We start from the raw sequence: 23856 nt of genomic DNA on the forward strand, positions 1-23856 counted from the left end.
GGATGGCGAGAGTGGCTCCCCTCTCCCCTTGCGGGAGAGGGGTCGGGGGAGAGGGGCTTTTATGTATCTTCTTGGTTGATTTTGAGTTAAAGGGACAGCCGTAAAATCTATTGAATGATATCTCTATTTTTTTATAAGGCTGACAACAAACAACAGAATTGCAGCGCCCGCTACCGCCGTGATCAGTGAGCCGAGTAGGCCGCTTGCTGAGATTCCCACAAGATTGAAAACAAAGCCGCCGATAAAGGCGCCAATCACACCGACAATGATGTTGCCCAGCAGGCCGAACCCGCCACCTTTCATCAAGGTACCGGCCAGCCAGCCGGCAACTGCGCCAATGGCGAGGAAAATTAAAAGGGAGGTCAAATCCATGATGGTCTCCTTACATGATTACAGGAAATGAATCGGTCGTGAAATGGTTCACTGACTGACCTGTGTCAGCAGTTTACAAGTTTGTCCGCTGGGAAAAAGCACGACATTGATAACGATTGTGAACATTCCCGTTAACTATTCGTTACACGCTGTTTATTTGCTTCGAAATGCTGATTCAGGCTTTCGCTCGGGAATCTGAATTCTAATTTCTCAACTCAATTCAGATTTTGAGTTTGACGGTATCGATTTGCTGATCAGTGGTGCTTTCTGGGGATGCCATTTTGCCTCTCGCCACTTAATCTATAGAGAGATTGGGTGTTTGTTTAAGGGGTTACGGATGTTGAAGTTGTTGGTGACTCAGGTCGTATCGGGAGCTACTCAATGAGCCGGGCAAGGCAGATGATCATCATCTTGTTGTTCTCATTGATGTCGGCATGTGGCGGTGGTGGTGGAGAGAGTGACAGTGAGGCAGGTGGTGGAGATGGAACTGATGAACCCACGCCGGTGATCAATACACCACCTGAGGTTGATGCAGGTTCAGATCAGACGGTTACTGCAGGTCAAAGTGTCACACTCGCCGGTAGCGGCAGCGATGGTGACGGCACAGTAATTGACTACCAGTGGACACAACTCAGTGGATCGGCCATAGACCTGACCAATGCTGATCAGGTGGTGGCCAGCTTTACAGCCCCATCAGTATTGAGCTTTGAAAACCTGGAGTTCTCTCTAACGATTACCGACGATGCAGGGGAGATGGTGAGTGATCGCGTGACCATTACGGTCAATCCTCAGCAACTCGCAGCACTCCCGGATTACGGGCCGGACCTTGATCTCTGTCCAGCTACTCTCAGTGATAGGGGCGATAGGGTGATTCATCTCTGTGATTGCCAGAGTGGCGCTGTTACGGATTGCACGCCCGGAGATGATGCCAATCTCGGCAGTGCCTTATCACCCAAGCGTTCCATCATGGCAGCGATAGCCGCCTTCAATGCCGGGAGTGACCTGGCCTTCTGCCGTGGTGGCGTCTGGCATAGTGACACGGCTCTGCAGTTGAGTGCTTCAGGCTGCCGCAGTGGTACACCTTGCACGCTGCAGGACTATGGCGATTCGGTCCAGGCCAGACCGACGATCAGGATTACTCAGGCGGGAAACGTCGATGGTATGGTTTTCGATCCGAGCGATGATCAGCTGAGTTGGCAAGGTATCCAGATCCATAACCTTCAATTATCCAAACAGAGTCGGGATGGCGAGGGATTCGGACTGTTTCTGTTTCGTAATCTCAACCAGGTTGTGATGCAGTGTCTGGAAGTGGATGGCTTCGGCATTGGTGTCTATCTCAACAGCAACGACCTGGAGAGTGGCGATATCACTCTCAGTGACTCGCATATTCATGACAATGGGGTAATGGGCTGGTTGGGGGGTACCCATCGAACCCGGCTGGAGCGCAACCGTTTTCACAACAATGGCTGGTTGAATGCCAGTGCACTGCAACACAACGTCTATCTCAGTCAGATGAAAAGCGATGGTGTCGTGCGGGGTAACTGGTTGAGTGATTCGGCACTGGATATGAATGATCACTGTGTCGGTACCAGTCTGGTGGCACACAATGACAACACGGTTGATCTGTTGATCGAAAACAATCTGATCGAGGAGCGTAATCCCTCGCCAGGGTGTTGGGGGTTGACGGTGGACGCAGCGGGATCAACCACGGAAGGCCATCAGAGGGCAGTCATCCGTGGCAATCTGGTGCGCAATGTGGGCAATCTCGCGATCGGTGTCGCCAGCTGTGTCGACTGCATCATCGAAAACAATATTGTGATTCAGACCCTGATTGGCGGTGCCACCGGTATTGCCTCACCCAACCGGTCGACTGCGGCGCCTGATCTGGATGTCAGCGGTACAGTGGTGCGTAACAACAGTGTCTACTTCGGCGGTGCAGCGAGTGGACGAGCCTACTATGTTGGTGAGCGGGGTGGGGATTATGTGGTGACCAACAACATCGGTTACTTCGCCAACCCACAATCAGGGGACAGCTGCTACGATTTCGATCTGAGTGCCGATGCCTATCAGCTGGTCAACAGCAATCTCTGTTACGGTGCAAGCTTCGACAGTGGAACCAGCGGTCTGGATGGCATGGCTTCAAGTGCTGATCCCGGCTTTCTCGATGCGCCTGACGATCTGCGTCTCGAAAGCGACTCTGCGGCCAGGGACAGGGGTACGACCCTCTCTGTCCCCACGACAGACATGCTGGGTAATCCAAGGGATGCAACCCCCGACCTCGGCGCCTATGAGACGCCTTGACCAGACTACTTGGCCAGCAGCTTTTTGAGAAACTTTCCTGTGTGGGAGCCCCGTGTTTTGGCCAGCTGTTGAGGCGTGCCCTGGGCAACGATCTCACCGCCTTTGTCGCCTCCTTCGGGTCCCAGGTCAATGATCCAGTCCGCTGTCTTGATGACATCCAGGTTGTGTTCGATCACCACCACCGTATTGCCATGGTTGCGCAGGCGGTGCAGCACCTCAAGCAGGTGGTTGACGTCGTGGAAGTGCAGGCCGGTGGTCGGTTCGTCAAGGATATAGAGGGTGTTGCCGGTATCCCGCTTGGAGAGCTCCCGGGAGAGTTTCACCCGCTGGGCCTCACCGCCGGAGAGGGTGGTGGCGTTCTGTCCCAGGGAGATGTAGGAGAGTCCCACATCCATCAGGGTCTGCAGTTTGCGTTTGATCGCCGGCACCGCATCGAAAAAGTCCAGCGCCTCTTCCACGGTCATGTTGAGCACTTCGTCGATCGTCTTGCCCTTGTAGTGGATCTCCAGGGTCTCCCGGTTATAGCGTTTGCCTTTACAGACATCGCACTGCACATAGATGTCGGGGAGAAAGTGCATCTCTACTTTAATCACCCCATCGCCGCTGCATGACTCGCAACGTCCACCCTTCACATTGAAACTGAATCGACCCGGGGTATAGCCACGGGAGCGGGCTTCCGGGGTGCCGGCAAACAGCTCCCGGATCGGTGTGAAGAGACCGGTATAGGTGGCTGGATTGGATCTGGGCGTGCGGCCGATCGGGCTCTGATCGATATCCACCACCTTGTCGTAGTGCTCCAGGCCGTTGATGGTTTTGTAGGGGGAGGGGCTGGTATTGGCTTTATTCAGGGCAGCGGCGGAGATCGGGTAGAGGGTGTCGTTGATCAGGGTCGATTTGCCGGAGCCGGATACTCCGGTGATGCAGCAGAAGCTGCCCACAGGAATCACCAGATCCACCGATTTGAGGTTGTTGCCGGTGGCGCCCAGGAGTTCCAGGGTGCGCAGCTCATCGATCTCAGTGGTGCGTTCCGGAATCTCGATGCAACGTTTGCCGCTCAGATATTCACCGGTGAGTGAACCCTTACTTTTTGCAATTTGATTGGCCGTACCCTGGGCGATGATCTTGCCACCATGGACCCCGGCGCCGGGGCCGATATCCACCACATGATCCGCACTGCGGATCGCCTCCTCGTCATGCTCCACCACGATCACGGTGTTGCCCAGGTCCCTGAGATAGGTCAGGGTGTCGAGCAGGCGTTGGTTGTCCCGCTGGTGGAGGCCGATCGAGGGTTCATCCAGCACATACATGACCCCGACCAGTCCGGCGCCGATCTGGCTGGCCAGACGGATCCGCTGGGCCTCACCCCCGGAGAGGGTTTCGGCGCTGCGGTCCAGAGTCAGATAGTCCAGCCCCACATTGACCAGAAAGTGCAGACGTTGGTCGATCTCCTTGAGGATCTTGGCGGCGATCTTGCCCCGCTTGCCCGGCAGTTTGAGCGCAGAGAAGCTCTTTTTCACCTGGCCGATCGGCATCCGGGTGAGTTCGGGCAGGGTATGCGCCTTGATGAACACATGCCGTGCCGCCTGATTGAGCCGGGTACCCTCGCAATCGGGACAGGGCTGGCTTGAGATATAGCGGGTCAGTTCTTCGCGCACCGCATTCGATTCGGTCTCCCGGTAGCGGCGCTGCATGTTGGGTATGATGCCCTCAAAGGGGTGACGCTTCTTGACCGAGCGTCCCCGCTCATTGTGGTAGCTGAATTCGATCGCTTCGCTGCCGCTGCCGTGGAGGATGACTTTCTGAATCCGTTTGGGCAGCTTTTTCCAGGGGGTTTCCGGATCGAATTTCAGATGCCGACCCAGCGAGGAGATCATCTGGAAGTAGTAGGCGTTTCGTCTGTCCCAGCTGCGCACCGCGCCACCCGCCAGGGAGAGTTCCGGATGGGCGACCACCTTCTCCGGATCGAAGAACTGTTCGATGCCCAGACCGTCGCAGGTTGGACAGGCACCAACCGGATTGTTGAACGAGAACAATCTGGGTTCCAGTTCGGTCAGGCTGTAGCCGCAGTGGGGGCAGGCGAACCGCGAGGAGAACACCAGCTCCTGCTGGTTGCCGTTCATCCAGGCGACCCGCACCAGACCGTCCGCCAGGTTGAGTGCGGTCTCAAAGGACTCGGCCAGACGGGTTTTCAGATCCGGCCGCACCTTGAAGCGATCCACCACTACCTCGATGGTGTGCTTTTTATGCAGCTCCAGGGTGGGAGCGTCATCGAGTTCGAACACCTCGCCATCGATACGGGCGCGAATGAATCCCTGGGCATGCAGCTCCTGCAGCAGCTTGTGGTGTTCACCCTTGCGTTCCTGGATCACCGGCGCCAGCAACATCAACCGTTCCCCCTCGGGCAGGGCTACCACCTGGTCGACCATCTGGCTGATGCTCTGGGCCTCCAGGGTGGTGTCGTGCTCGGGGCATCTGGGCGTGCCGACACGGGCGAACAGCAACCGCAGATAGTCGTAGATCTCGGTGATCGTTCCCACCGTGGAGCGGGGGTTGTGTGAGGTGGTCTTCTGTTCGATGGAGATGGCCGGGGAGAGTCCCTCGATATGGTCCACATCCGGTTTCTCCATCAATGAGAGAAACTGTCTGGCGTAGGCGGAGAGGGATTCCACATAGCGCCGTTGACCTTCGGCGTAGATGGTATCGAAGGCCAGCGAGGATTTTCCGGAACCGGAGAGTCCGGTGAACACGATCAATTTGTCTCGTGGCAGATCCAGGTCGATATTTTGCAGGTTGTGGGTGCGGGCGCCGCGAATACTGATGGTGTCCATAATCTTGTCGTGGTAGTACTGCAGTGAATTAGGGCCTGTTAACAGGCCCTAAGCGAACCTGATACTATACGCCCTCTTTTTATTGACTGGCAAAGTGACTTAGCGATGAGTAACAAGCGGGGGAATGGCTCAGGCCTGAATGCAATTGAACGACGAGCCGCCTACTCCCTCTCCGGCCTCTTTTCCCTGCGAATGTTAGGGTTGTTTCTGATTCTGCCGGTCTTCTCCCTCTACGCGGAGGGGCTGCCGGATGTGACGCCTTTGCTGGTTGGTATCGCCATCGGTATCTACGGTCTTACCCAGGCCCTGCTGCAGATCCCTTTCGGTATGCTGTCCGACCGGATCGGCCGTAAGCCAGTGCTGATCGGTGGTTTGCTGGTGTTTGCTTTCGGCAGCGTGGTTGCCGCCACTTCGGAAACCATCTACGGCATCATTCTTGGGCGCGCCCTGCAGGGCAGTGGTGCGATTGCGGCGGTGATCATGGCACTGGCGGCGGATCTCAGCCGCGAGCAGCGACGCTTGCGCATGATGGCGATCATCGGCATCAGTATCGGTTTCGCGTTCGCGGTTGCACTGATTCTTGGACCGATCCTCAACAGCTGGATCGGTGTGCCCGGTATATTCTGGCTCACCGCCGTTTTGGCCTTGTGCGGTGTTGCCATCGTACTTTTCGTGGTGCCGACGCCGAAGGAGAGTCATTTCCATCGGGATGCGGAAGCGGTGCCGAGTCAGTTCGGCAAGGTGCTGGCCGATCCTGAGCTGTTGCGTCTCGATCTGGGCATACTGACCCTGCACATGACCCTCACAGCGATGTTTCTGGCTTACCCGCTGTCACTACGAGACCTGGGGATGGCCAGTGAATCCCATTGGCAGATCTATCTGCCGGTGATGCTGCTGTCGATGGTCATGATGGTGCCCTTCGTGATCATTGCCGAAAGCCGCCGGCGTATGCGCCCGGTGTTTCTCGGTGGTATCGCCGCCCTGGGCCTGGCTGCGGCACTACTCTACGGTTTCAGTCAGCAGTTGCTGGTGTTGGTTGTCGGTCTGTTCATCTTTTTCACTGCATTCAATCTGCTGGAAGCGACCCTGCCCTCGCTGATTGCGAAATCAGCACCGGGCGAGCGCAAAGGCACCGCCATGGGGGTTTACTCCAGTTCCCAGTTCATCGGAGCTTTTCTTGGTGGCGCCCTGGGGGGCTGGATACATACCTACTTTGGTAATGAGGGGGTGTTTCTGTTGTGTGGTGTGATGGCGCTGGTCTGGCTGCTGATCGCCCGAGGTATGCCCGATCCGAGCTACCTGAGCAACTATCTGTTACCGGTGGGCAAGCTGGATGAGTCGGAGGTTGCCCGGCTGGCAGCCAAATTGATGGCCATCGACGGGGTTGATGATGCGGTAATCATCGCCGAGGACGAGGTCGCCTATCTCAAAGTCGATCTGCAGGTGGTCGACCAGCAGGTTCTGGATGACTATGCGGTGGGTGAGGTACACTAGCCGGATTTGGCTCCAGTGGAAGGAGCTTTAACCTGCTGTGGAGATAATTAGATGGCACGAGGAATCAACAAAGTAATACTCATCGGTAACCTGGGCAAGGATCCTGAGACCCGCTACATGCCGAGTGGTGGTGCGGTCACCAACGTCACCCTGGCCACCTCCGAGAGCTGGAAGGACAAGAACAGCGGCGAGCAGCAGGAGCGGACCGAGTGGCACCGGGTGGTGTTTTTCAATCGTCTGGGTGAGATTGCCGGTGAGTATCTGAAGAAGGGTTCCAAGGTCTACGTGGAGGGAAGCCTGCGTACCCGCAAGTGGCAGGGACAGGATGGCCAGGACCGCTACACCACGGAAATCGTCGCCAGCGAGATGCAGATGCTCGACAGTCGTGGCGGCAGCGCCTCCTTTGATGCACCCCAGTCCCAGGGGATGTCGCGGCCACAGTCGGCACCGGCGCCTGCTCCTAGTTCCATGCCTGACAACGATTTCGACGACGATATTCCATTCTGAAGAGCATCAAGGTTGAAACAGAAACTCGTCCTGAAAGCCCCATTCCTGGGGCTTTTTCAGTTTATACCTGGCTCAGGAATCTGCCTGAACCGAAGTCATGTATCGGTCCAGATCCTCAGAATTCATCGGTTTGGCATAGAGAAATCCCTGCGCCAGGTAGCAACCTTCATGTTTCAGGAAGTCAGCCTGGGCCTCGGTCTCCACCCCTTCGGCGATCACCTGCATCTGCAGACTCTCACCCAGGGCGATGATGGCCCGGGTAATCGCCATGTCATCCGCATCGGAGGGAATATCCCGTACAAAGGATTGGTCGATCTTCAGTTTGGAGATCGGCAGGGCTTTCAGGTAGGAGAGGGATGAGTAGCCGGTACCGAAGTCGTCAATCGCCAGTCTGATGCCGATATCCCGCAGACGGTTGAGAATTTCCGACATGTGCACGGGATCGTTCATGATGGTGGTTTCCGTAATCTCGAGTTCCAGCAGATCGGCGTTGATCCCGGCCTCTGCAAGAATAGTCTGAATACCGCTAATAAAGTTTTCACTGTTCAACTGACCCGCAGACAGATTGCAGTTGACTGAGATGCGCTCCGGGGTGAAACCCTGATCGCGCCACTTGCTTGCCTGCTGACAGGCCTGGCGAAGAATCCATTCGCCAATGGGACGGATCAGCCCTGACTCCTCGGCGAGTGGAATGAACTTGGCGGGTGGCAGCAGACCCAGCTCCGGATGTTGCCAACGGACCAGGGCTTCGACACCGATTATTCGGCCACTGCGGATATCGATCTGCGGCTGGTAGTGGAGAACCAGCTCTTTCATGGTCAGGGCTTTACGCAGACTGTTCTCCATCATCAGTCTCTCAAATGCCAGTGAGGTCATCTCTGCGGTATAGAAACTGTAGGCGTTTCTACCCAGCTCCTTGGCCTTGTACATGGCGGAGTCCGCATTACGTATCAGGGTGTTCGGGTCGTCACTGTCCTCGGGGTAGATACTGATGCCGATGCTGCTGGAGAGGAACAGCTCCTTATCCAGGATCTTGAAACCCTGGGTAAAAGCACCGAGCAGCTTCTCAGTAATCTTTACGATGTCCTGAGTCTGCTCGATCTGATCGAGGATAACGGTGAACTCATCACCACCGATTCGGGCGATGGTGTCGACTTCCCGGATCATCGCTTTGAGACGGATTGCCGCCTCTTTCAGGATCAGATCCCCGGTCGGGTGGCCGAAGCTGTCATTGATCTGTTTGAAGCGATCCAGATCGATGAACAACAGGGCGACCCTGGTTTCATTGCGCTTGGCTTTAAAGATGGCCTGTTGCAGGCGATCCACAAACAGCAGCCGATTGGGCATGCCGGTCAACGGATCGTGATGGGCGATGTGGTCGAGACGGTGCTGATTTTTTCTGAGTTGATCAACGACGCTCAGGTAGTCGGTAATATCTCTACCCGATTCGATGATGCCGGTAACTTTGCCCTGCTTGTCAAACAGGGGGTTGGCCAGTAGTTCGAAGGTACGTGTCGTGCCATCCTGTACCGGGTGGTTGTGAACCACTTTAACGGTTTTTTCACTCTCTAGAACCTGTTCCAGCGGGCATGGGTGATCTTCTCCCTGACAGGGGTGGTCGATGTGGTGTGAAATGGCATGGCATTTCGGCTGGGCAGACGCCAGTGCCTTGGCCGGGGCGGCTATCCGCGCGGCATGGTTCATCAGTTGTACCGTGTAGTCTGAGTCGATCATAAGGATAGGGTCACTGACCCCGTCGATGACCTGCTGCAACAGAGCGTGTTGGCGCTCGATCTCCTGCTGCGCCGATTTGATCTCACTGATGTTTCGGGCGATAGCAAAGGAGAGCTCTTCATCCTCGAACTTGATGTGGTTGGCTACAATCTCCACCGGAATCCTGTGGCCGTCGCGATGTTGGTGGGTGGTTTCGAAGCGTAGTGATCCGGCTTCTTCGAGTTTCCTGTCGACCTCCAGAAACCGCTCGATTGAGTGAGTGGGATCGATATCCATCACCGATTTTTTCAATAGCTCCTCTTTTGTGTAACCCAACGTTTCACAAGCGGCAGTATTGACGTACCTGAAGTGGCCATCGGGCATGATCAGATAGGCCGCTTCTGAGATATGGTCCAGAGCATGCTGGGTCAAGGCCAGCTGGCGCTCGGCCGCTTTGTGCTCCGTAATGTCCTGAACTGTGCCACGGGAGATGATCGGTAGCCCATGACTGTCAAACTGGGTTTCACACTGCTCTTTCACCCATTTAATTCTGCCGTCGGCAAACAGCAGGCGGTGCTCTATCTCATAATCTTGCTGCTCTTCCAATGAACTTAGGTAAGCGTTATTAACTTTTTCCCGGTCGTCAGGGTGAACGTTCTCAAGAAATTTTTCATAGGTGGCGGCAAAGCGCTCCGGGTCAATCTCGAAGATGCGGAAAGTCTCATCAGACCACTCCAGAGAGTCCAGCTGCAGGTTGAGGACCCAGCTGCCCATCTTGCTCATGCGTTGTGCCTCGGCCAGCCCCTCCGTCTGGCGGCGCACAGTCTCCTCGAGGTCGGCATTGAGCAGCTGCAGTTGGCTCTCAGCATCGCGACGCATCTCGGTTTCAACGGTCAGGCGCCGGTTGAGTTGTTGCAGACTGCGAAAGCGCCAGACCAACATGCCGGTAGCGACCAGCATCAACAGCAGCGACATTGCGAGCAGTGTTCTTTGGGTATTCCAGTATGGGGCGGGTGTGGCATACCAGCGGGAGTAGATATCCTTGAATCTATCACTCTGGATGAAAGTATCGACTGCTTGATTCAACTGTTTCACAAGCTGAGGCTCACCTTTGCGTACAGCAATGGCGCGTTTGATCTCTATCAACGAAGGGCTGAGCTTGCGGATATGGTCATCCAGGCCAAGTTGCTGGGTATAGCGCCAGACAACCGGGTCCGGGTAGGCGAGGGCGTCGATCTGACCACTCAACAGCGCAAGCAGGGCTTCGGACAACCGATCAAAATGTTCGAGTCTCAGTGCTTTGTCGGCAAGCAGCTTGATGGCCGCATTACCTTTGATCACCCCGACATGGTGGCCGACCAGATCCTCTAACGAGCTAATCGTCTCAGTCTCTGCCCGCACGAACAGTGATACGGAGAAGGTCTCAACCGGTGCGGTGAAGTCCGCATAAGCCTGTCGATCAGCTGTTATCCCCATATTGGGGATCAGTACAGCCTGCCCGGATTTTATGGCCTGATGGACACCCTGCCAGGTCTCATGGATCTGGTACTCCACGCTCAATCCCGCCTGTTCGGCCAATGCGTTCATCACATCGATGGCAAATCCATAGGGTCTGCCCTGCGCATTGACAGCATACTGGGGGGGGAAGGCGCGGGGGACAGCCGCAATCAGATGGGATGGCTGCGACTCCTGAAGCTGGTTTTCAGCTTGAAGAGTCCACCCTCTCTGGCCGGATGATATGGATAGAGCAAGAACAAATACAACTGCTATGAATGAAGGCTTTTTGTTGTTCATTGACTCTGTTGGTTGCAGTCGGACAGTGACTTTCCGGATTACTGCAAAATTTAGGACGGAGGGATAAAGCCGATATTACCGGCTATTTAATTATATGTCGGCAGTACAAACTCTTTTTTAACACTGTATACACTGATCTGGATCAAGTCTGTTAGTCTGATAGGCGGATCAAAAAAGATACGCAGGGGTGGTTTTGTGGAAATCTGGCAGATTCTGCTGCTTGCCATGGTTGGTGTTGCTGCCGGCTGGCTGAATGTGATGGCCGGAGGGGGATCGTTACTGACCATACCGGTGATGCTGTTCATGGGGATCTCGGGACCGGTGGCTAACGGCACCAATCGGATCGCCATACTGGCTCAGAATATCACCGCTGTGACCGCATTCAGGCGTCGTGGCTACTCCGATTTCAAGCTGGGTTTCAGTCTTGCGGCGATGGCTTCCCTGGGGGCGATTGGTGGCGCAATGGTTGGGGTGAAACTCGACGGAGTATGGTTCGACCGGGTTTTGGCGCTGGTGATGGTGGGCGTGATGATTTTGATGGCCACCGGTCACGATAAAATCAAACCGACAGGGGGCGATAGCAAGCCTAAGAATCTGTTTGCCGGGCATCTTTTGATGGTTGCTGCCGGGTTCTGGGGGGGCTTCATTCAGATAGGTGTCGGTTTCATCCTGATGCCGATACTGCACAAGGTGCTGGGACTCGATCTGGTTCGAGTGAATATGCACAAGGTCCTGATTGTGTTGGTCTATACCATTCTCGCCCTGGGCATTTTTGCTTCCAATCTTGAGCTTATGTGGTGGATTGGAATCAGCCTGGCCATCGGCAATTCAATTGGAGGCTGGTTGGGCGCTCATACCACCATCACTCATGGGGAGGCGTTGATTCGCCGGGTGCTCTACCTCGCGTTATCAGCTTTTATCATCAAGCTGCTGTTCTTCTGATTTGTTTGAGGGATAAAAAAAGGCGGGCCCAAGGCCCGCCTTTTTTAGGCTGAAACTTGCCTGGGCAAGTTTCCAAGTGTCATCAAAGATGATTACTTGGCAGCAGGAGCCTGAGCCTGAGGAGCAGCAGGAGCGCCGTAAGGAGCTACAGGAGCGCCGTAAGGAGCACCATAAGGAGCGTAACCGTAGTAAGGACGGTTGTAGTAGTTGTTGTAACCACGACCATAACCGTTGCCGGCGCCACGAGCGTTACCACTCATGTTGAAAGAGAAGTCACCGTCGCCGAAGCCGTCGCCCATGAAGTCATTGCCGTTGCCCCAGCCGTTGTTCCAAGGGTTGCCCCACCATGCAGAAGCGGAAGCAGAAGCGGCGATCAGAGCAGCAGCGGCTGCGATTTTAACGATTTTGGACATGAGATGTTCCTCAAATTTTTAAGTGTTAGAAAATGTACAAGTAAGTACTGCGTTACTCATGGAGCGAAAGAATATTAGTAATTACTAAAATAATCAAAGACTATTTATCTATCGGGTGTTTAAATTCTATAGTCATGACCTATGGGTGGTGTCAGAAGCTATCCGGCTCGGCCGTCGATGCGGGGGCGGATCAGTATCGGTAGATAGATTATTGAGAACAGCAGATAGCAGATGGACCAGGCAACTGCTGAGAGTGTTATACAGGTCGGATAGCTGAGCAGTTCGGTGACCGGTATGAAGACCCGTATAACTACGGCGATATTGATCAGTATGAACGCCAGGACCATAACTCGATTGGCACCGATCTCCCGGCCGGTATGACCCAGAGCCACCCTGGCCATCATCCCCAGGGTGGTAACGCCGATGGCGCCGGCGGTGAGTGCATGGGTGGCCAGGTTATCCGCAAAGAGTCCGATCTGGGCCATGGCTTTCAGCAGAAAACCGACCACCAGCCAGACTAATCCTGCAAACAGCACCCACAATATGGGCTTGTTCCAGATCTGGGGGTGGTGCCAGTCGTAGAGACGCCAGGCCTGAGTGATGGCGACGCCGAGAGCAAACAGCATGGGTGGCCAACTGTTCGGCAGCAGCAGGTCGCTTAGCGCCCAGAGAAGAAACAAGGCGTAAACGGCCTGCTCCCGTTGCTTACTGAAACGGGGAGCGGCGTCTGTAACCGCCTTATCGGTGAAAAAGGGGAGTACCCGGCCGCTGACGAATATCAACAGCAGCAGGATTGAGTTGATCATCAGTGAGATACCGCTTCTGCTCGTCGCCAGGAGACCCACGGCTTCAAGGTGGTAGAGAAGATTGGCGACGGCCATCATGACCAGCAGGGGGAGAAAGAGTCGGTTGATTCGATTCTCCGCTTTCACCAGTGGTCGGCTAAGGGCCGTAATCAGTGCGGGCAGGAAAAGCAGATCGATCAGGACAAACAATCCGACAAGAGTCGTTGGCACGAATGGCAATAACCGGCCGGCAAACCAGAGACCGGCCAGCAGGGCCAGGGGGGTACCTGTCGGCGTATCGATACCAGTCCAGTTTCTTACAGCGGTGAGCAGGAACCCGGCAATGATCGCCAGGCTGAATCCAAACAGCATCTCATGGCTGTGCGAGCCGACCAGCGAGTAGTGGTTAAACCCTGTCGGGCTGAGCCAAAACCAGAGCCAGAGCAGCATCAGTGCCAGTCCGGAGATTGCTGCGAGCAGGAAAAACGGACGAAAACCTAGTGCAAAAAGGGCGTAACCCCTGGGTGGAGAGGCGGGCGATCCGGGGTCACCCAAAGGAATCGTGCTCAAGGTTGTCACCTAAAAGAGGGAAAGATGACAACCCTAGAACTGCTGTTATCGTCAGACCTTGATATACATCAAAGCCGGACCGAGGTCGTTTCGTTGCAGTCCTGGTTCTGCCGGTCTGGATCATTAGCCCCCGAAGGGACCATCCGCCCGGTTGAGTGGATCCAACAATCAGTCAGGCGTGACAGATTGTTTTGCATCAGCCGAGTGGGGGTTGCCCGGTAAAGCGGATAGAGAGGTTAAAGGTCCGTTCTGTTGTAAGGCGTCGTCTCAAATTTACAGCTGTTTGGGGTGCATTCAAGCGCGTTGGACAAACCGTTGAAGTGAATGAATTTTAAGAAATGATTGATTTCTGTGAACTTGTTGGTGGTAGGAGGATCAAATTAATTGTATAAATAAGCAATTACTAATATACTTATATTAAATGAATAAGGAGCTAGTCATGTTACCGATATTACTTGGATTGATTATCGCTATGCTGTTCGGACTGTTCTCGTTTATGGTCTATGGGCTCGAAGGCCTGGTTCACTATGCCTGGATCGATACCGTTTTCTGGTCTCTGATTGCAACCGGTGTGATGGTCAGTCTGGTCAATGAATTGGGTCACTGCATCGCCTGCCGGTTAAAGAATTGGGTCAAAATCCCCCGCATTGAGTCGTTTTGCATTGAAGCGGATTGCCGTAGCCTGCTGCCTTGAGTCTGGGCTGTTCGGTCAGCGGATCAACTTGTCGATATCGGCTTCAACGGAAAAGCAGCGGTACCACATCTTCATAGACTGAAGCGAAGTGGACCTTGAGACCTTTCTGGATGTGGTCCGGCACCTCTTCATAGTCACTGCGATTATCCTCCGGCAGGATCAGTTCCCTGATCCCGGCGCGCCTTGCGGCAATCACCTTTTCACGAATACCGCCGACTGGAAACACCTGTCCGGTGAGGGTCAGTTCACCGGTCATGGCAATGTTGCGCACCGGTTTGTTTCTCGCCAGTGATAGCAGTGCTGAAGCCATGGTGATGCCGGCAGAGGGGCCATCCTTTGGAGTGGCGCCGGCTGGCACATGAAGATGGATAAAGGCTTTTTGAAAGAAGCTTTGATCCACCTTGAATTCTTCTGCGTGGCTGACGATATAACCATAGGCGATCTCAGCCGATTCACGCATCACGTCACCCAGTTGTCCGGTGAGTTTGAAGCCCCGGTTGAACTCGTGTGTGGCGACCGCCTCGATGTTCAGCGTCGCACCGCCCATGGCGGTCCAGGCAAGCCCGGTCACAACTCCGGCGCCACTCAGGTTTCGCTCATCTTTGAACAGCGGTCCACCCAGATAGTCCTTGAGATTGTCGAGGGTTATGTCGATGGGTTTTTTCGCCCCCTCAAGAATTTTGACCACCGCCTTGCGTACAATCTTGCCGATCTGTTTCTCCAGTCTGCGAACCCCTGCATCCCGTGCATAACCTTCAATGATCGCCCGCAGCACCGGACTGTTGAGTTTTATGTCCCGACGTTTCAGGCCGGCCCTGTCGAGTTGGCGCGGCACCAGATATTTACGGGCAATCTGTAACTTCTCGCTGGCGATATAGCCCGACAGGGAGATGGTCTCCATACGGTCGAGCAGCGGGCGTGGAATGGTATCGAGTTGATTGGCCGTACAGATGAACAGCACTTTCGACAGATCGAAGCGCAGGTCGAGATAGTGATCGAGAAAGTCACTGTTCTGTTCCGGATCAAGTACCTCGAGCAAGGCTGAGGCGGGATCGCCATGGTAGGATGCGCCGATCTTATCGATCTCATCAAGCATGATCACCGGGTTTTCGGTACCGGCATCTTTCATCGCCTGGATGAATTTCCCGGGCATTGCGCCGATGTAGGTGCGTCGATGGCCCTTGATCTCGGCTTCATCTCGTATACCGCCAACTGAAAAGCGGTAGAATTTTCTGCCCAGGGCTTCGGCGATGGAGTGGCCAATGGAGGTTTTACCGACACCGGGAGGACCTACCAGCAGGATGATCGATCCGGCAATCTGGCCTTTCATGATACCAAGCGCGAGAAACTCCAGAATACGCTCTTTCACATCCTCAAGTCCGTAGTGGTCCTTATCCAGAGTTTTACGGGCAAACTGCAGGTCGAGTTTGTCTTCGGAATCGATACCCCAGGGGAGCAGAGTGATCCAATCCAGGTAGTTTCTGGTGACGGAATATTCGGGTGAACCCGGTTCCAGCACAGCCAGCTTGCCCATCTCCTCATCGACCCTCGCCTGGGCCTGTTCGGAGAGTGTCAGTTTCTCCAGGCGCTCTTTGAACTTGTCCAGTTCCGCGGTTCGGTCATCCTTTTCAATTCCCAGCTCCTGCTGGATCGCCTTCAACTGCTCCCTCAACAGAAAATCACGCTGCTGTTTTTCCATCCGCTCTTCGACGGTCTTACGGATTGAGGCCTGGGCCTTGACCACCTCAAGTTCACGATGCAGCAGCTCGAGGACCTTCTCCATCCGTGGCAGCAGCTCGACGGTTTCCAACACCCCCTGCAGTTGAAATTTATCTGAGGTGGTCAGGCTGGCGGCGAAATCGGTCAGATGAGAAGGATCATCCGGGCCGAACCGGTCGAGGAACATGCGCAGCTCCTCGGCATAGAGAGGATTCAGCGGCAGCAGCTCCTTGATGGTGTTGATGATCGCCACCGCATAGGGTTTGATCTCTTTGCTGTCACTGGCGGGTTCCGGAAGATACTCGACGCTGGCGGTGAAAGGTGCTTCCCCACGAATCACCTTTTTGATGCGAAACCGCTGCAGGCACTCAACCAGAACCTGCAGTCTGCCTTCAGATCGCTGAATGCGATGAACCCGGCAGACGGTTCCGATCTGTTTGAAACTCTGCGGCGTGGCAGACTCAGCGCTTTCCGATGAAGAGAGGACAACACCAAGCAGCATGTGTGTGGAGTTGGCCACCTCCTCCATGGTTGCATCCCAATGCTCCTGTTCCATCAGCAGTGGCACCGCCTGGCCGGGAAAGAAGGGGCGTGCGGAGACAGGCAGGAGATGGATCAGGCCCGGTAGCACCTCATTGGGGCGTGCCAGGGTATTGCCGCTGATGACTTCGACGTTTTCGTCTTGGGTATATTCTTCTTCTGACATCGTGCTACCTTCAGTTTGTAGTTGCTCTGAGTGATTGATCTGACCTGAAAAAATCGTAACAGAGACTTATTCGGTGCGGCTCTCGGTGGTTGTTTATGCTCAGTTTATCGGAACACTTTCCACCATTTTGCATTAACAATCGGACAATGTCTCAGCTGGCTGTTGATCACCACAGAGATTATCTTTCAGAGTCTGCCGGTGGTCAGTGAGATATGGGGACGGTTACCTCAGTTGCAAGTCCCTCGGGTCAGACTGGATAGAGACAGTGGTTGACCTGGGGAGTCTGGAGCCGTTTACTGCCGGGAGTTGATCATTCAAGCGCCAGCTTACGAACCGCCGAGATCTCGGATGTTGGTTAAAGACCGCTTCGCTTGCCGTGGATGGCAATACAGCGATAAGCCGGTTGCTGTTTTTTACTGAAGCGGTTTTTCTCTGCAAACGAAACCGATCATTTATAACTTACCGTTTTTCTTGGTTTTTGTTTGGTTGGAACGGTTTATTCACCTGAAGGGAAGGTGATTGAACGATTCGTTCAATAGGTTGCAACCACACTGTGCTCCGCATCCCCCATTCCATTTGTGAGTAGCCCAAAATAGCTACAAATAGGTAGCCAGCTATAACCCTTTGAAAGCCCCGGTTTATCTGCCTGTCACTCGAAAATAATCCACAGCTTGAGCGGGCTTTTATCTCACTTTGAATCATATCCGGCGGCCTTGGTATAGATCTTGCGATTCTGTTGTGTGCGTTATGCGCATGTGCATTGCAGGGGAGAGCGATGCTGAGGAAGAAAAATTGATGGGGCAGATGCCCGTGTTCGTCGCTTCCGCTGGTCGGATGCAATTTTTAACCATTATATTGGGAGTCTGATAATGAAACGCCTAGCACTACTTGCAGTAGTGGCGTTGGTTGCTTGGGGAAGCGGAGGCAATACGCTGATCCCTGTAGCTGAGGCCCAAGGCAAAGCCTGTTTGGCATGTCACGACGGCATAGAACGCTTTAGTGATGGTGTGATGCAGGAAGACATTGAAAAGATGGGTGCAGAATTGGGAGACCCGGCCGGCTGTGTGGTCTGTCATGGTGGTAACCCGAAAGAAGAAAAAGATAAAATGAAAGCCCATATGGGCTCCCCCGCCGGACTAGCAAAAAAGGGTGGACCTAAAAACTTCCTGCCCGATCCTGGCGCCATGCCAGTTAACGACCAAGCCTGTGGCCAGTGCCACTCTGGATACTATGACCGTCTGAATAAATCCCTGATGAATACTGAGGCAGGTAAACTGCAGGGTAACATGTGGTCATGGGGTTACCAGAAAGACATGAAGGTTGTCTGGGGCAATTATGATGTGATGGATGACGATGGTCCTGTGCCTCTGGTTGGTACCAAGGCCTACAAGAAGTACATGAAGGACTTCGTCAAGAAGCATCCGGATCAGATGCCGAAGCGTCTGAAACAGCTGCCACAGGTTGATCTGGAGAAACTGACCGACAATCCCAACCATGCGGGTCTGACCTACTCCCGTCATGATTGTCAGCGTTGTCATGTTGGTGTGACCGGTCGGGATAAGCGTGGTGACTACCGTGGATCCGGCTGTTCCGCCTGTCACGTGCCTTACTCCAATGATGGCTACTATGAAGGTGGCGATCCAACCATCAAGAAGGACGAAGCGGGCCATATCCTGACTCACCGCATGCAGGGTACCCGTAAGACCAAAGTCAAGGTTGGTGAAGTTGAGTTCTCCGGTATTCCTGTTGAAACCTGTGTCTCCTGTCACAACCGCGGAAAGCGTGTTGGCGTGAGCTATCAGGGCATCATGGAAGCACCTTACGGTTCGCCCTTCAATGAAAAGGGTAAGAAGCAGCCTAAGATGCACACCAAGCGTTACCTGTTCATCAAGGAAGACCTGCATCATGAGATGAACTCGATTGCCGGTAACCCGCAGGGTGGCATGCTCTGCCAGGACTGCCATACCACCATCGATCTGCATGGTGATGGCAATATCCCGGGTACCACCCTGGCTCAGGTCGAGGTCGAGTGTGAAGACTGCCACGGCACCTTCAACAAACTGCCTTGGGATCTGCCGCTGGGTCGTGGCGAAGAGTTTGGTGAGATGAAAGACGGTCTGCCGACCGCCTACACCAAGCCTCGTGGACTTGGCACGAAGTGGCCTGAGTACATGAAAGACGCCACTCAGTATGAACCTCAGGATGGTTACCTGCTGACCGCGCGCGGCAATCCTCTGGGTAATGTGGTTAAGAAGGGTAAGGACGTTATCGTTCACTCCGCCAACGGTCTGGACTTCAGAGTACCTCTGTTGAAACAGATCGGCGACGAAGGCACCTTCAAGTCGACTCTGGCGAAAGTATCCATGTTCCTGATCCCACAGCATCAGAACAACATGGAGTGCTACGCTTGTCATGCCGACTGGGTTCCACAGTGCTACGGTTGTCATGTCACAGTTGACTACTCGAAAGGCAATGAGGGTACCGACTGGCTGGTCAACGCCAGTAATCGTGATCCCAAGACCGGTCTGACTCCGGATGCGCCTCCTGGCACCAACGGCATGAAGAGCCCTGGTAAAGTCATGGAGACCCGCTCCTATCTGCGTTGGGAGACTCCGGTACTCGGTATCAATGGTGAAGGTCGCGTCAGCCCGATGATGCCTGGTTGTCAGGTAACCACGACGGTTATCGACAAAGATGGTAAGACCCTGGTCAACAACAAGATCTGGGAAACACCTGAAGGTCCCGGTATCGATACCGCAGCTGTACAGCCTCACACCGCTGGCCGTAGTGCCCGTAGCTGTGAGTCCTGTCACGACAATCCAAAGGCATTGGGTTACGGTGTTGAAGGCGGTCGCTTCCTGTTGGGTGCTGACAAGGACTTCGTACTGGATCTGAAGGACTCTGCCACTGGTAAGATCATTCCTCAGAAGACCCAGGTTCAGATCCCCGGTATCCCCGGTCTGACCTATGACTGGTCTGCGATTGTTACTGAGGATGGCGAGCAGCTGAGTTCCGTAGGTTCTCACTGGCCGCTGACTGGTCCGTTGCCAGACGATAAGCGTGATGCCATCGAGAAGACCGGTGTCTGCCTCGGTTGTCACGAAGAGCGTTTCAATCCTGACTTCTGGCAGAAGGTATCCGAACCTGGCGTTATGGATAGCTTCGAGCACCAGCAGTTCATGAAGAAAGCGCTGAAAGCGATTGCTGCCCAGAAGAAGTAAGGGCATGTAGTAAACAGGTGATTATCACCTGATTGGATGGAGCCAGCCCTCTGGGCTGGCTCCACTATTTCCTTCCCCCTCGATTTGAGCACTGTGATCATCATCTATGCCGATGTTGGTCAGAGAGGCTGCTTGCTTTACAGCGCTCTGCCATTGCTCGACAAGAGGTCTTGATGACAAAGTGAATGACAATTCTCGGAATGAATGGCGGAACTAATTGGTAGGAATGTGATGATGAAGAGAGCTTTCAGTTGGTTGACGCTGGGTGTCGGTATTATCGCCGGCATTATTCTTTGGGGTGGTTTCAACACCTTCATGGAATATACAAATAGTTATGAATTCTGTACTTCCTGCCACGAAATGAATGTAGTGCAGGGAGAGTATGAGCAGTCGGCTCATGCACATAATCCTTCCGGGGTTCCGGCAATCTGTTCAGACTGTCATGTGCCAAGACCCTGGGGTGCAAAACTGGTGCGCAAAATCCAGGCGACGAAAGAGCTCTACCATTGGGCTCTGGGTACCATCGATACGCCGGAGAAGTTTGAAGCCTACCGTCTGCAACTGGCGCAGAATGTCTGGTCGACCATGGAGCAGAGTGACTCCCGTGAGTGTCGCAACTGCCATACCAATGAAACCATGCTGACGGAAAAGCAGACTTCACTGGCGCAAAAGATGCACAAAAAGCTGTTGAGCGGTGAGCAGACCTGTATCAACTGTCATAAAGGCGTCGCCCACAAACTGCCGAACATGGAGAAGCTCTATCGTGAGATGGAAGCCGAATATCTGGCTGAGGCACAGAGTGCTCAATTGGGCGATCAAGCGGTGGTATTACCCCATGAAGTGGCAATGACAGCAACCCCAGGCGGCGACGATCCTCTGGCAACCCTGTATGGCGGTACGCCATTGGCGGTTGTCAAACAGGAGGGGGATTGGGTTCAGGTAGCAAGCGAAGGCTGGGACAGGGAAGAGGGTAGCCAGATCTTCATCGACTTCAATCGGGCTGTCACACTGGCGAAGATGAGTTTTGACGGCATGGACCGGATAGAGAAGATCGAGAGCAAGCTGGAACCTGAATATGAGTTGACCTGGAACCGGATCAAACTCACCGGATGGGTGCCCCGCACGGCGATCGGACCCAGTGAGGAGCGCTACTGGGATTATGTGACCGATCTCTATGAGCTGGACTGTAACTTATGTCATAAAACCTACTCGCGGGATAAGTGGATCATGTTTGATTGGCGCAATAACCTGAAGGAGATGCGCCGTTACACCAAGTTGAGCCAGGAGCAGTTACAATTGGTGAGTAACTGGGTGCTGCGTGGTGCACGTAACGATTCGGAGGCGGATTGATGAACAAGCCTGTCGTAACGGCTCTGTTACTCTCGATGATTGGACTCGGTGTCGGACCGGCGTTGGCAAAAGCGGCTGATGAGAACGGCATGCAGGCGCAACAGATGCCGATGCCGATGAAACGGAATCACCTGTTTGAAGAGCGGGCGGGAACCTGGAAGGCGACTTGCGATGAGATGGAGCAGAGCAAGGTCTACTGCCGTATGTTCCATATCGAACAGTTCGGTGAGTGGCAAGCGAAGAATTTTATTCAGGTGGGACCGGCCTGGACGCCCGATTCGGTTGGATTTGTGGTTGCCACCTATCAGGGTTTCAAAGCCGGAACAACGGTTACCATCGGTATCGATAAACAGAGCCGTCATAAGATCACCGCACCAAAAGGCAACAATCTGATGATCTCCCCGGATATCACCGCGAAAATCCTCGATGAGATGGAGAAGGGTCATAAGATCGTAGTGACGTTCAATTCTCACAGTGGGGTGCGCCATCTCACCCTGGCTGAGTTGGGACCCTATCAAGCGCTGCTGAGCAAAGTAAAAGATCAATTGGCTGGAAACAGTAAGCCAGTGAGTTCTGAATAGGCATGGATCGGAGAGGAGGCGTTATGGCTAAATTTATGGCGACAGTCATTGCACTCTGCTTGGGTATGATGACACCGCTGATTGCTGGCGAAATGGATAGCGAACAGACATCGCAAAAGAGTTTTCGCGTGGGGGTTACCCAACCGCCCATGTTCACACTGGCATCTGCCCTGGCCTGGGGCAGTCCGGTGGAGGTTGTGTTGGTGGAGCGGGACCAGAGTGGGGATTGGGATATCCCCACCGGTCTTACCGTACTCTTCTGGAGTGGCGCGACACTGGAGCCTGTGCTTGCCAAGCAGCTGAAAGCGTCCGATCAGGCCGCTGTTTCACTGATCGATGCGGCTGGTGTACATCAGCTGGCCAAGCGGACTCCGGCAGACTGGAAAGGTCCGAATGAGGATGAAGATCCGCACATGGAGTCATTGGGTAAAGGGTATGGCATGGTGCAGACGATTCGGCCGGAAGGCATGATCGATACCATGTATTGGCTCGATCCACTGAACGCAATGGCCGCGCTGGAAGCGATCACCATGGTTTATCAGGGATTGGACCAACGTAACCACTGGGCTTATCAAGGTAACTCGGATCAGATTATTCAGGCCCTGTGGGAGTTGGATATCCGGGTTAACAAGCTTCTGCATGAAGCCAGCAGTCAGCCGTTTGTGGTCCTGCAGGATGAGTTTCAATACCTTGAACAGCGCTATAAGCTGCATACGGTCCCTGCCGGTGGAACGGCCCAGGATATCGTCGAGAAAGCCAAGGCCAGAGGGGCTAAGTGTGTGGTGGCGGCAGAACCTTTTGATCAGCATCTTATGTCGGTGCTGGATCAGGCCGGATTGAACCGGGTGGTTTTGGATCCCGCCGGTCAACAGATGCCGAAAACCACGGGTGGTTATTTTCAGTGGTTTGGCAATCTGGCCTCCAAACTGAATGATTGTGTGATCCGCTCCTGATGGATTCGCTGTTACGCATCCTGGCGCTGCTGGGATGTCTCGGGCCACTGGATCTTTTCTCTGCCTCGTTACCGGTACTGGTGAATGGAGCCTGGCTCTCCGAGAACCGACATGAGGTTGTTGTGCTTGATGTCAGATCCCGTGCCGAATTCATGGCAGGTCATTGGCCGCAATCCCGCTGGGCCGGTTTCAATGAGCTCGATTGGCAGGTTGAGCGTTACGGACTGCCCGGGTACCTGCCCGGTGAGAATGGACTGGCAGCTCTATTGGGCAGTCTCGGATTGGCGGGGCAGGAGTCTGTGATTGTCGTCGGATCCGCCAGAGGTCCCAGGCAGATTGCAGAGGCATCGCGTGTTGTCTGGAGCCTGATGATGGCTGGTTTTCAGCAGGTGGCGCTGTTGGATGGAGGTATTGAGTCTCTCTCCAGTGATGATCTGCAACAGGGTATCTCATCCATTGAGGCGAAGCGGTGCACCATCAATTGGCAGCCTGATCTTTTGGCCGACAGCAATCGGGTGGAGGATCTGCTGGACAACAACAGACCGGTAATTGATTTCCGTCCAAGCCTCTATTTTGATGGCTACAAGCGTAATCCGCAGGTAGCTGAAGGGGGCACGATTTACGATGGTGTGGGGATACCGCCTGTGCGTCTGCTGGATAAGAATACCGGGCGGTTCCTGCCAGTGGAGAGACTGCAGCAGGAGTTTCAGCGTTATGACATCCAGACAACAGGGTCACTTGCCGCATTCAGCGATACCGGTGTCTGGGCCGCATTGGGTTGGTTTGTGCTGCACCAGATTCTGCAAAACCCGAATGCCCGGCTCTATGATGGCTCCCTGGTGGAGTGGATAGACTGGGGTGGCGAGATGCATGACAGTACCGATGATATGGGTGGCCCAATCGGTTAAGTTTT

16 protein-coding genes are annotated in these 23856 nt (G+C 54.3%); 10 read left to right on the plus strand and 6 right to left on the minus strand.

The genetic code is table 11. The features are described 5' to 3' along the window. Positions 1-123: 123 nt before the first annotated feature. On the minus strand, positions 124-372 hold the full coding sequence (locus A3193_RS00020; protein ID WP_069004169.1) for a GlsB/YeaQ/YmgE family stress response membrane protein: 249 nt from the start codon (positions 370-372) through the stop codon (positions 124-126). 381 nt (positions 373-753) lie between these two features. On the opposite strand from A3193_RS00020, the gene A3193_RS00025 reads away from it, so the two are divergent. Then, positions 754-2673, plus strand: a complete 1920-nt coding sequence (locus tag A3193_RS00025; RefSeq protein ID WP_069013751.1) for a right-handed parallel beta-helix repeat-containing protein — start codon at positions 754-756, stop codon at positions 2671-2673. A 5-nt stretch (positions 2674-2678) separates the two neighbouring features. Here the strand turns inward: A3193_RS00025 and uvrA are convergent, their stop codons facing one another. Further along, positions 2679-5501: an excinuclease ABC subunit UvrA gene (gene uvrA, locus A3193_RS00030; RefSeq protein WP_069013752.1), complete on the minus strand. Its 2823-nt coding sequence runs from the start codon at positions 5499-5501 to the stop codon at positions 2679-2681. A 105-nt stretch (positions 5502-5606) separates the two neighbouring features. On the opposite strand from uvrA, the gene A3193_RS00035 reads away from it, so the two are divergent. Together A3193_RS00035 and ssb are read left to right on the plus strand one after the other, a co-directional pair. Next, on the plus strand, positions 5607-6995 hold the full coding sequence (locus tag A3193_RS00035) for an MFS transporter (protein WP_069004172.1): 1389 nt from the start codon (positions 5607-5609) through the stop codon (positions 6993-6995). A 51-nt stretch (positions 6996-7046) separates the two neighbouring features. Next, on the plus strand, positions 7047-7502 hold the full coding sequence (gene ssb / locus A3193_RS00040; protein WP_069004173.1) for a single-stranded DNA-binding protein: 456 nt from the start codon (positions 7047-7049) through the stop codon (positions 7500-7502). A 72-nt stretch (positions 7503-7574) separates the two neighbouring features. Here the strand turns inward: ssb and A3193_RS00045 are convergent, their stop codons facing one another. Beyond that, complete coding sequence (locus A3193_RS00045; protein ID WP_069013753.1) at positions 7575-11009, minus strand: EAL domain-containing protein; 3435 nt, start codon at positions 11007-11009, stop codon at positions 7575-7577. 195 nt (positions 11010-11204) lie between these two features. Between A3193_RS00045 and A3193_RS00050 the strand changes: the two genes are divergently transcribed. Continuing rightward, positions 11205-11951, plus strand: coding sequence for a sulfite exporter TauE/SafE family protein (locus tag A3193_RS00050; protein ID WP_305781986.1), 747 nt, complete (start codon positions 11205-11207; stop codon positions 11949-11951). Positions 11952-12043: 92 nt separating this feature from the next. Here A3193_RS00050 and A3193_RS00055 read toward each other — a convergent pair whose 3' ends face one another. Beyond that, positions 12044-12364, minus strand: a complete 321-nt coding sequence (locus tag A3193_RS00055; RefSeq protein WP_069013754.1) for a sulfur globule family protein — start codon at positions 12362-12364, stop codon at positions 12044-12046. 158 nt (positions 12365-12522) lie between these two features. After that, a complete protein-coding gene (locus tag A3193_RS00060; RefSeq protein WP_069014681.1) occupies positions 12523-13719 on the minus strand; it encodes an NnrS family protein in 1197 nt (398 codons plus the stop codon). Positions 13720-14158: 439 nt separating this feature from the next. On the opposite strand from A3193_RS00060, the gene A3193_RS00065 reads away from it, so the two are divergent. Next, entirely contained in the window at positions 14159-14413 is a 255-nt protein-coding gene (locus tag A3193_RS00065) for a hypothetical protein (RefSeq protein ID WP_069004175.1), read from the plus strand. 43 nt (positions 14414-14456) lie between these two features. On the opposite strand, the gene lon is transcribed toward A3193_RS00065, so the two are convergent. Then, entirely contained in the window at positions 14457-16838 is a 2382-nt protein-coding gene (gene lon / locus A3193_RS00070; protein WP_069004176.1) for an endopeptidase La, read from the minus strand. An 869-nt stretch (positions 16839-17707) separates the two neighbouring features. Between lon and A3193_RS00075 the strand changes: the two genes are divergently transcribed. The 5 genes from A3193_RS00075 to A3193_RS00095 all read left to right on the plus strand — a co-directional run bounded on the left by A3193_RS00075 (position 17708) and on the right by A3193_RS00095 (position 23851). Further along, a complete protein-coding gene (locus A3193_RS00075) occupies positions 17708-20059 on the plus strand; it encodes a multiheme c-type cytochrome (protein ID WP_069004178.1) in 2352 nt (783 codons plus the stop codon). Positions 20060-20293: 234 nt separating this feature from the next. Further along, on the plus strand, positions 20294-21409 hold the full coding sequence (locus A3193_RS00080) for a NapC/NirT family cytochrome c (protein ID WP_069004179.1): 1116 nt from the start codon (positions 20294-20296) through the stop codon (positions 21407-21409). Continuing rightward, a complete protein-coding gene (locus A3193_RS00085) occupies positions 21409-21990 on the plus strand; it encodes a hypothetical protein (protein ID WP_069013755.1) in 582 nt (193 codons plus the stop codon). The genes A3193_RS00080 and A3193_RS00085 overlap by 1 nt, the downstream gene beginning before the upstream one ends. Before the next feature lie 23 nt (positions 21991-22013). After that, positions 22014-22943 carry a metal ABC transporter solute-binding protein, Zn/Mn family gene (locus A3193_RS00090; RefSeq protein ID WP_069013756.1) on the plus strand — a complete coding sequence of 310 codons (930 nt, stop codon included), beginning with the start codon at positions 22014-22016 and terminating at the stop codon, positions 22941-22943. After that, positions 22943-23851, plus strand: a complete 909-nt coding sequence (locus A3193_RS00095; RefSeq protein ID WP_069013757.1) for a sulfurtransferase — start codon at positions 22943-22945, stop codon at positions 23849-23851. Before A3193_RS00090 ends, A3193_RS00095 begins: the two co-directional genes overlap by 1 nt. Positions 23852-23856 lie beyond the last annotated feature (5 nt).

Origin of the sequence: Candidatus Thiodiazotropha endoloripes (genome assembly GCF_001708965.1) — a bacterium.
In the GTDB taxonomy this organism is placed as follows: Bacteria; Pseudomonadota; Gammaproteobacteria; order Chromatiales; family Chromatiaceae; genus Thiodiazotropha; species Thiodiazotropha endoloripes.

What these genes read in the sequence shown, in the direction of transcription:
- A3193_RS00080 (WP_069004179.1), top strand. Translation starts at nt 20,294, where the DNA reads ATGAAGAGAGCTTTCAGTTGGTTGACGCTGGGTGTCGGTATTATCGCC.
- A3193_RS00025 (WP_069013751.1), top strand. Translation starts at nt 754, where the DNA reads ATGAGCCGGGCAAGGCAGATGATCATCATCTTGTTGTTCTCATTGATG.
- A3193_RS00085 (WP_069013755.1), top strand. Translation starts at nt 21,409, where the DNA reads ATGAACAAGCCTGTCGTAACGGCTCTGTTACTCTCGATGATTGGACTC.
- A3193_RS00035 (WP_069004172.1), top strand. Translation starts at nt 5,607, where the DNA reads ATGAGTAACAAGCGGGGGAATGGCTCAGGCCTGAATGCAATTGAACGA.
- uvrA (WP_069013752.1), bottom strand. Translation starts at nt 5,501, where the DNA reads ATGGACACCATCAGTATTCGCGGCGCCCGCACCCACAACCTGCAAAAT.
- A3193_RS00020 (WP_069004169.1), bottom strand. Translation starts at nt 372, where the DNA reads ATGGATTTGACCTCCCTTTTAATTTTCCTCGCCATTGGCGCAGTTGCC.
- A3193_RS00055 (WP_069013754.1), bottom strand. Translation starts at nt 12,364, where the DNA reads ATGTCCAAAATCGTTAAAATCGCAGCCGCTGCTGCTCTGATCGCCGCT.
- A3193_RS00075 (WP_069004178.1), top strand. Translation starts at nt 17,708, where the DNA reads ATGAAACGCCTAGCACTACTTGCAGTAGTGGCGTTGGTTGCTTGGGGA.
- A3193_RS00095 (WP_069013757.1), top strand. Translation starts at nt 22,943, where the DNA reads ATGGATTCGCTGTTACGCATCCTGGCGCTGCTGGGATGTCTCGGGCCA.
- ssb (WP_069004173.1), top strand. Translation starts at nt 7,047, where the DNA reads ATGGCACGAGGAATCAACAAAGTAATACTCATCGGTAACCTGGGCAAG.
- A3193_RS00090 (WP_069013756.1), top strand. Translation starts at nt 22,014, where the DNA reads ATGGCTAAATTTATGGCGACAGTCATTGCACTCTGCTTGGGTATGATG.
- lon (WP_069004176.1), bottom strand. Translation starts at nt 16,838, where the DNA reads ATGTCAGAAGAAGAATATACCCAAGACGAAAACGTCGAAGTCATCAGC.
- A3193_RS00045 (WP_069013753.1), bottom strand. Translation starts at nt 11,009, where the DNA reads ATGAACAACAAAAAGCCTTCATTCATAGCAGTTGTATTTGTTCTTGCT.
- A3193_RS00065 (WP_069004175.1), top strand. Translation starts at nt 14,159, where the DNA reads ATGTTACCGATATTACTTGGATTGATTATCGCTATGCTGTTCGGACTG.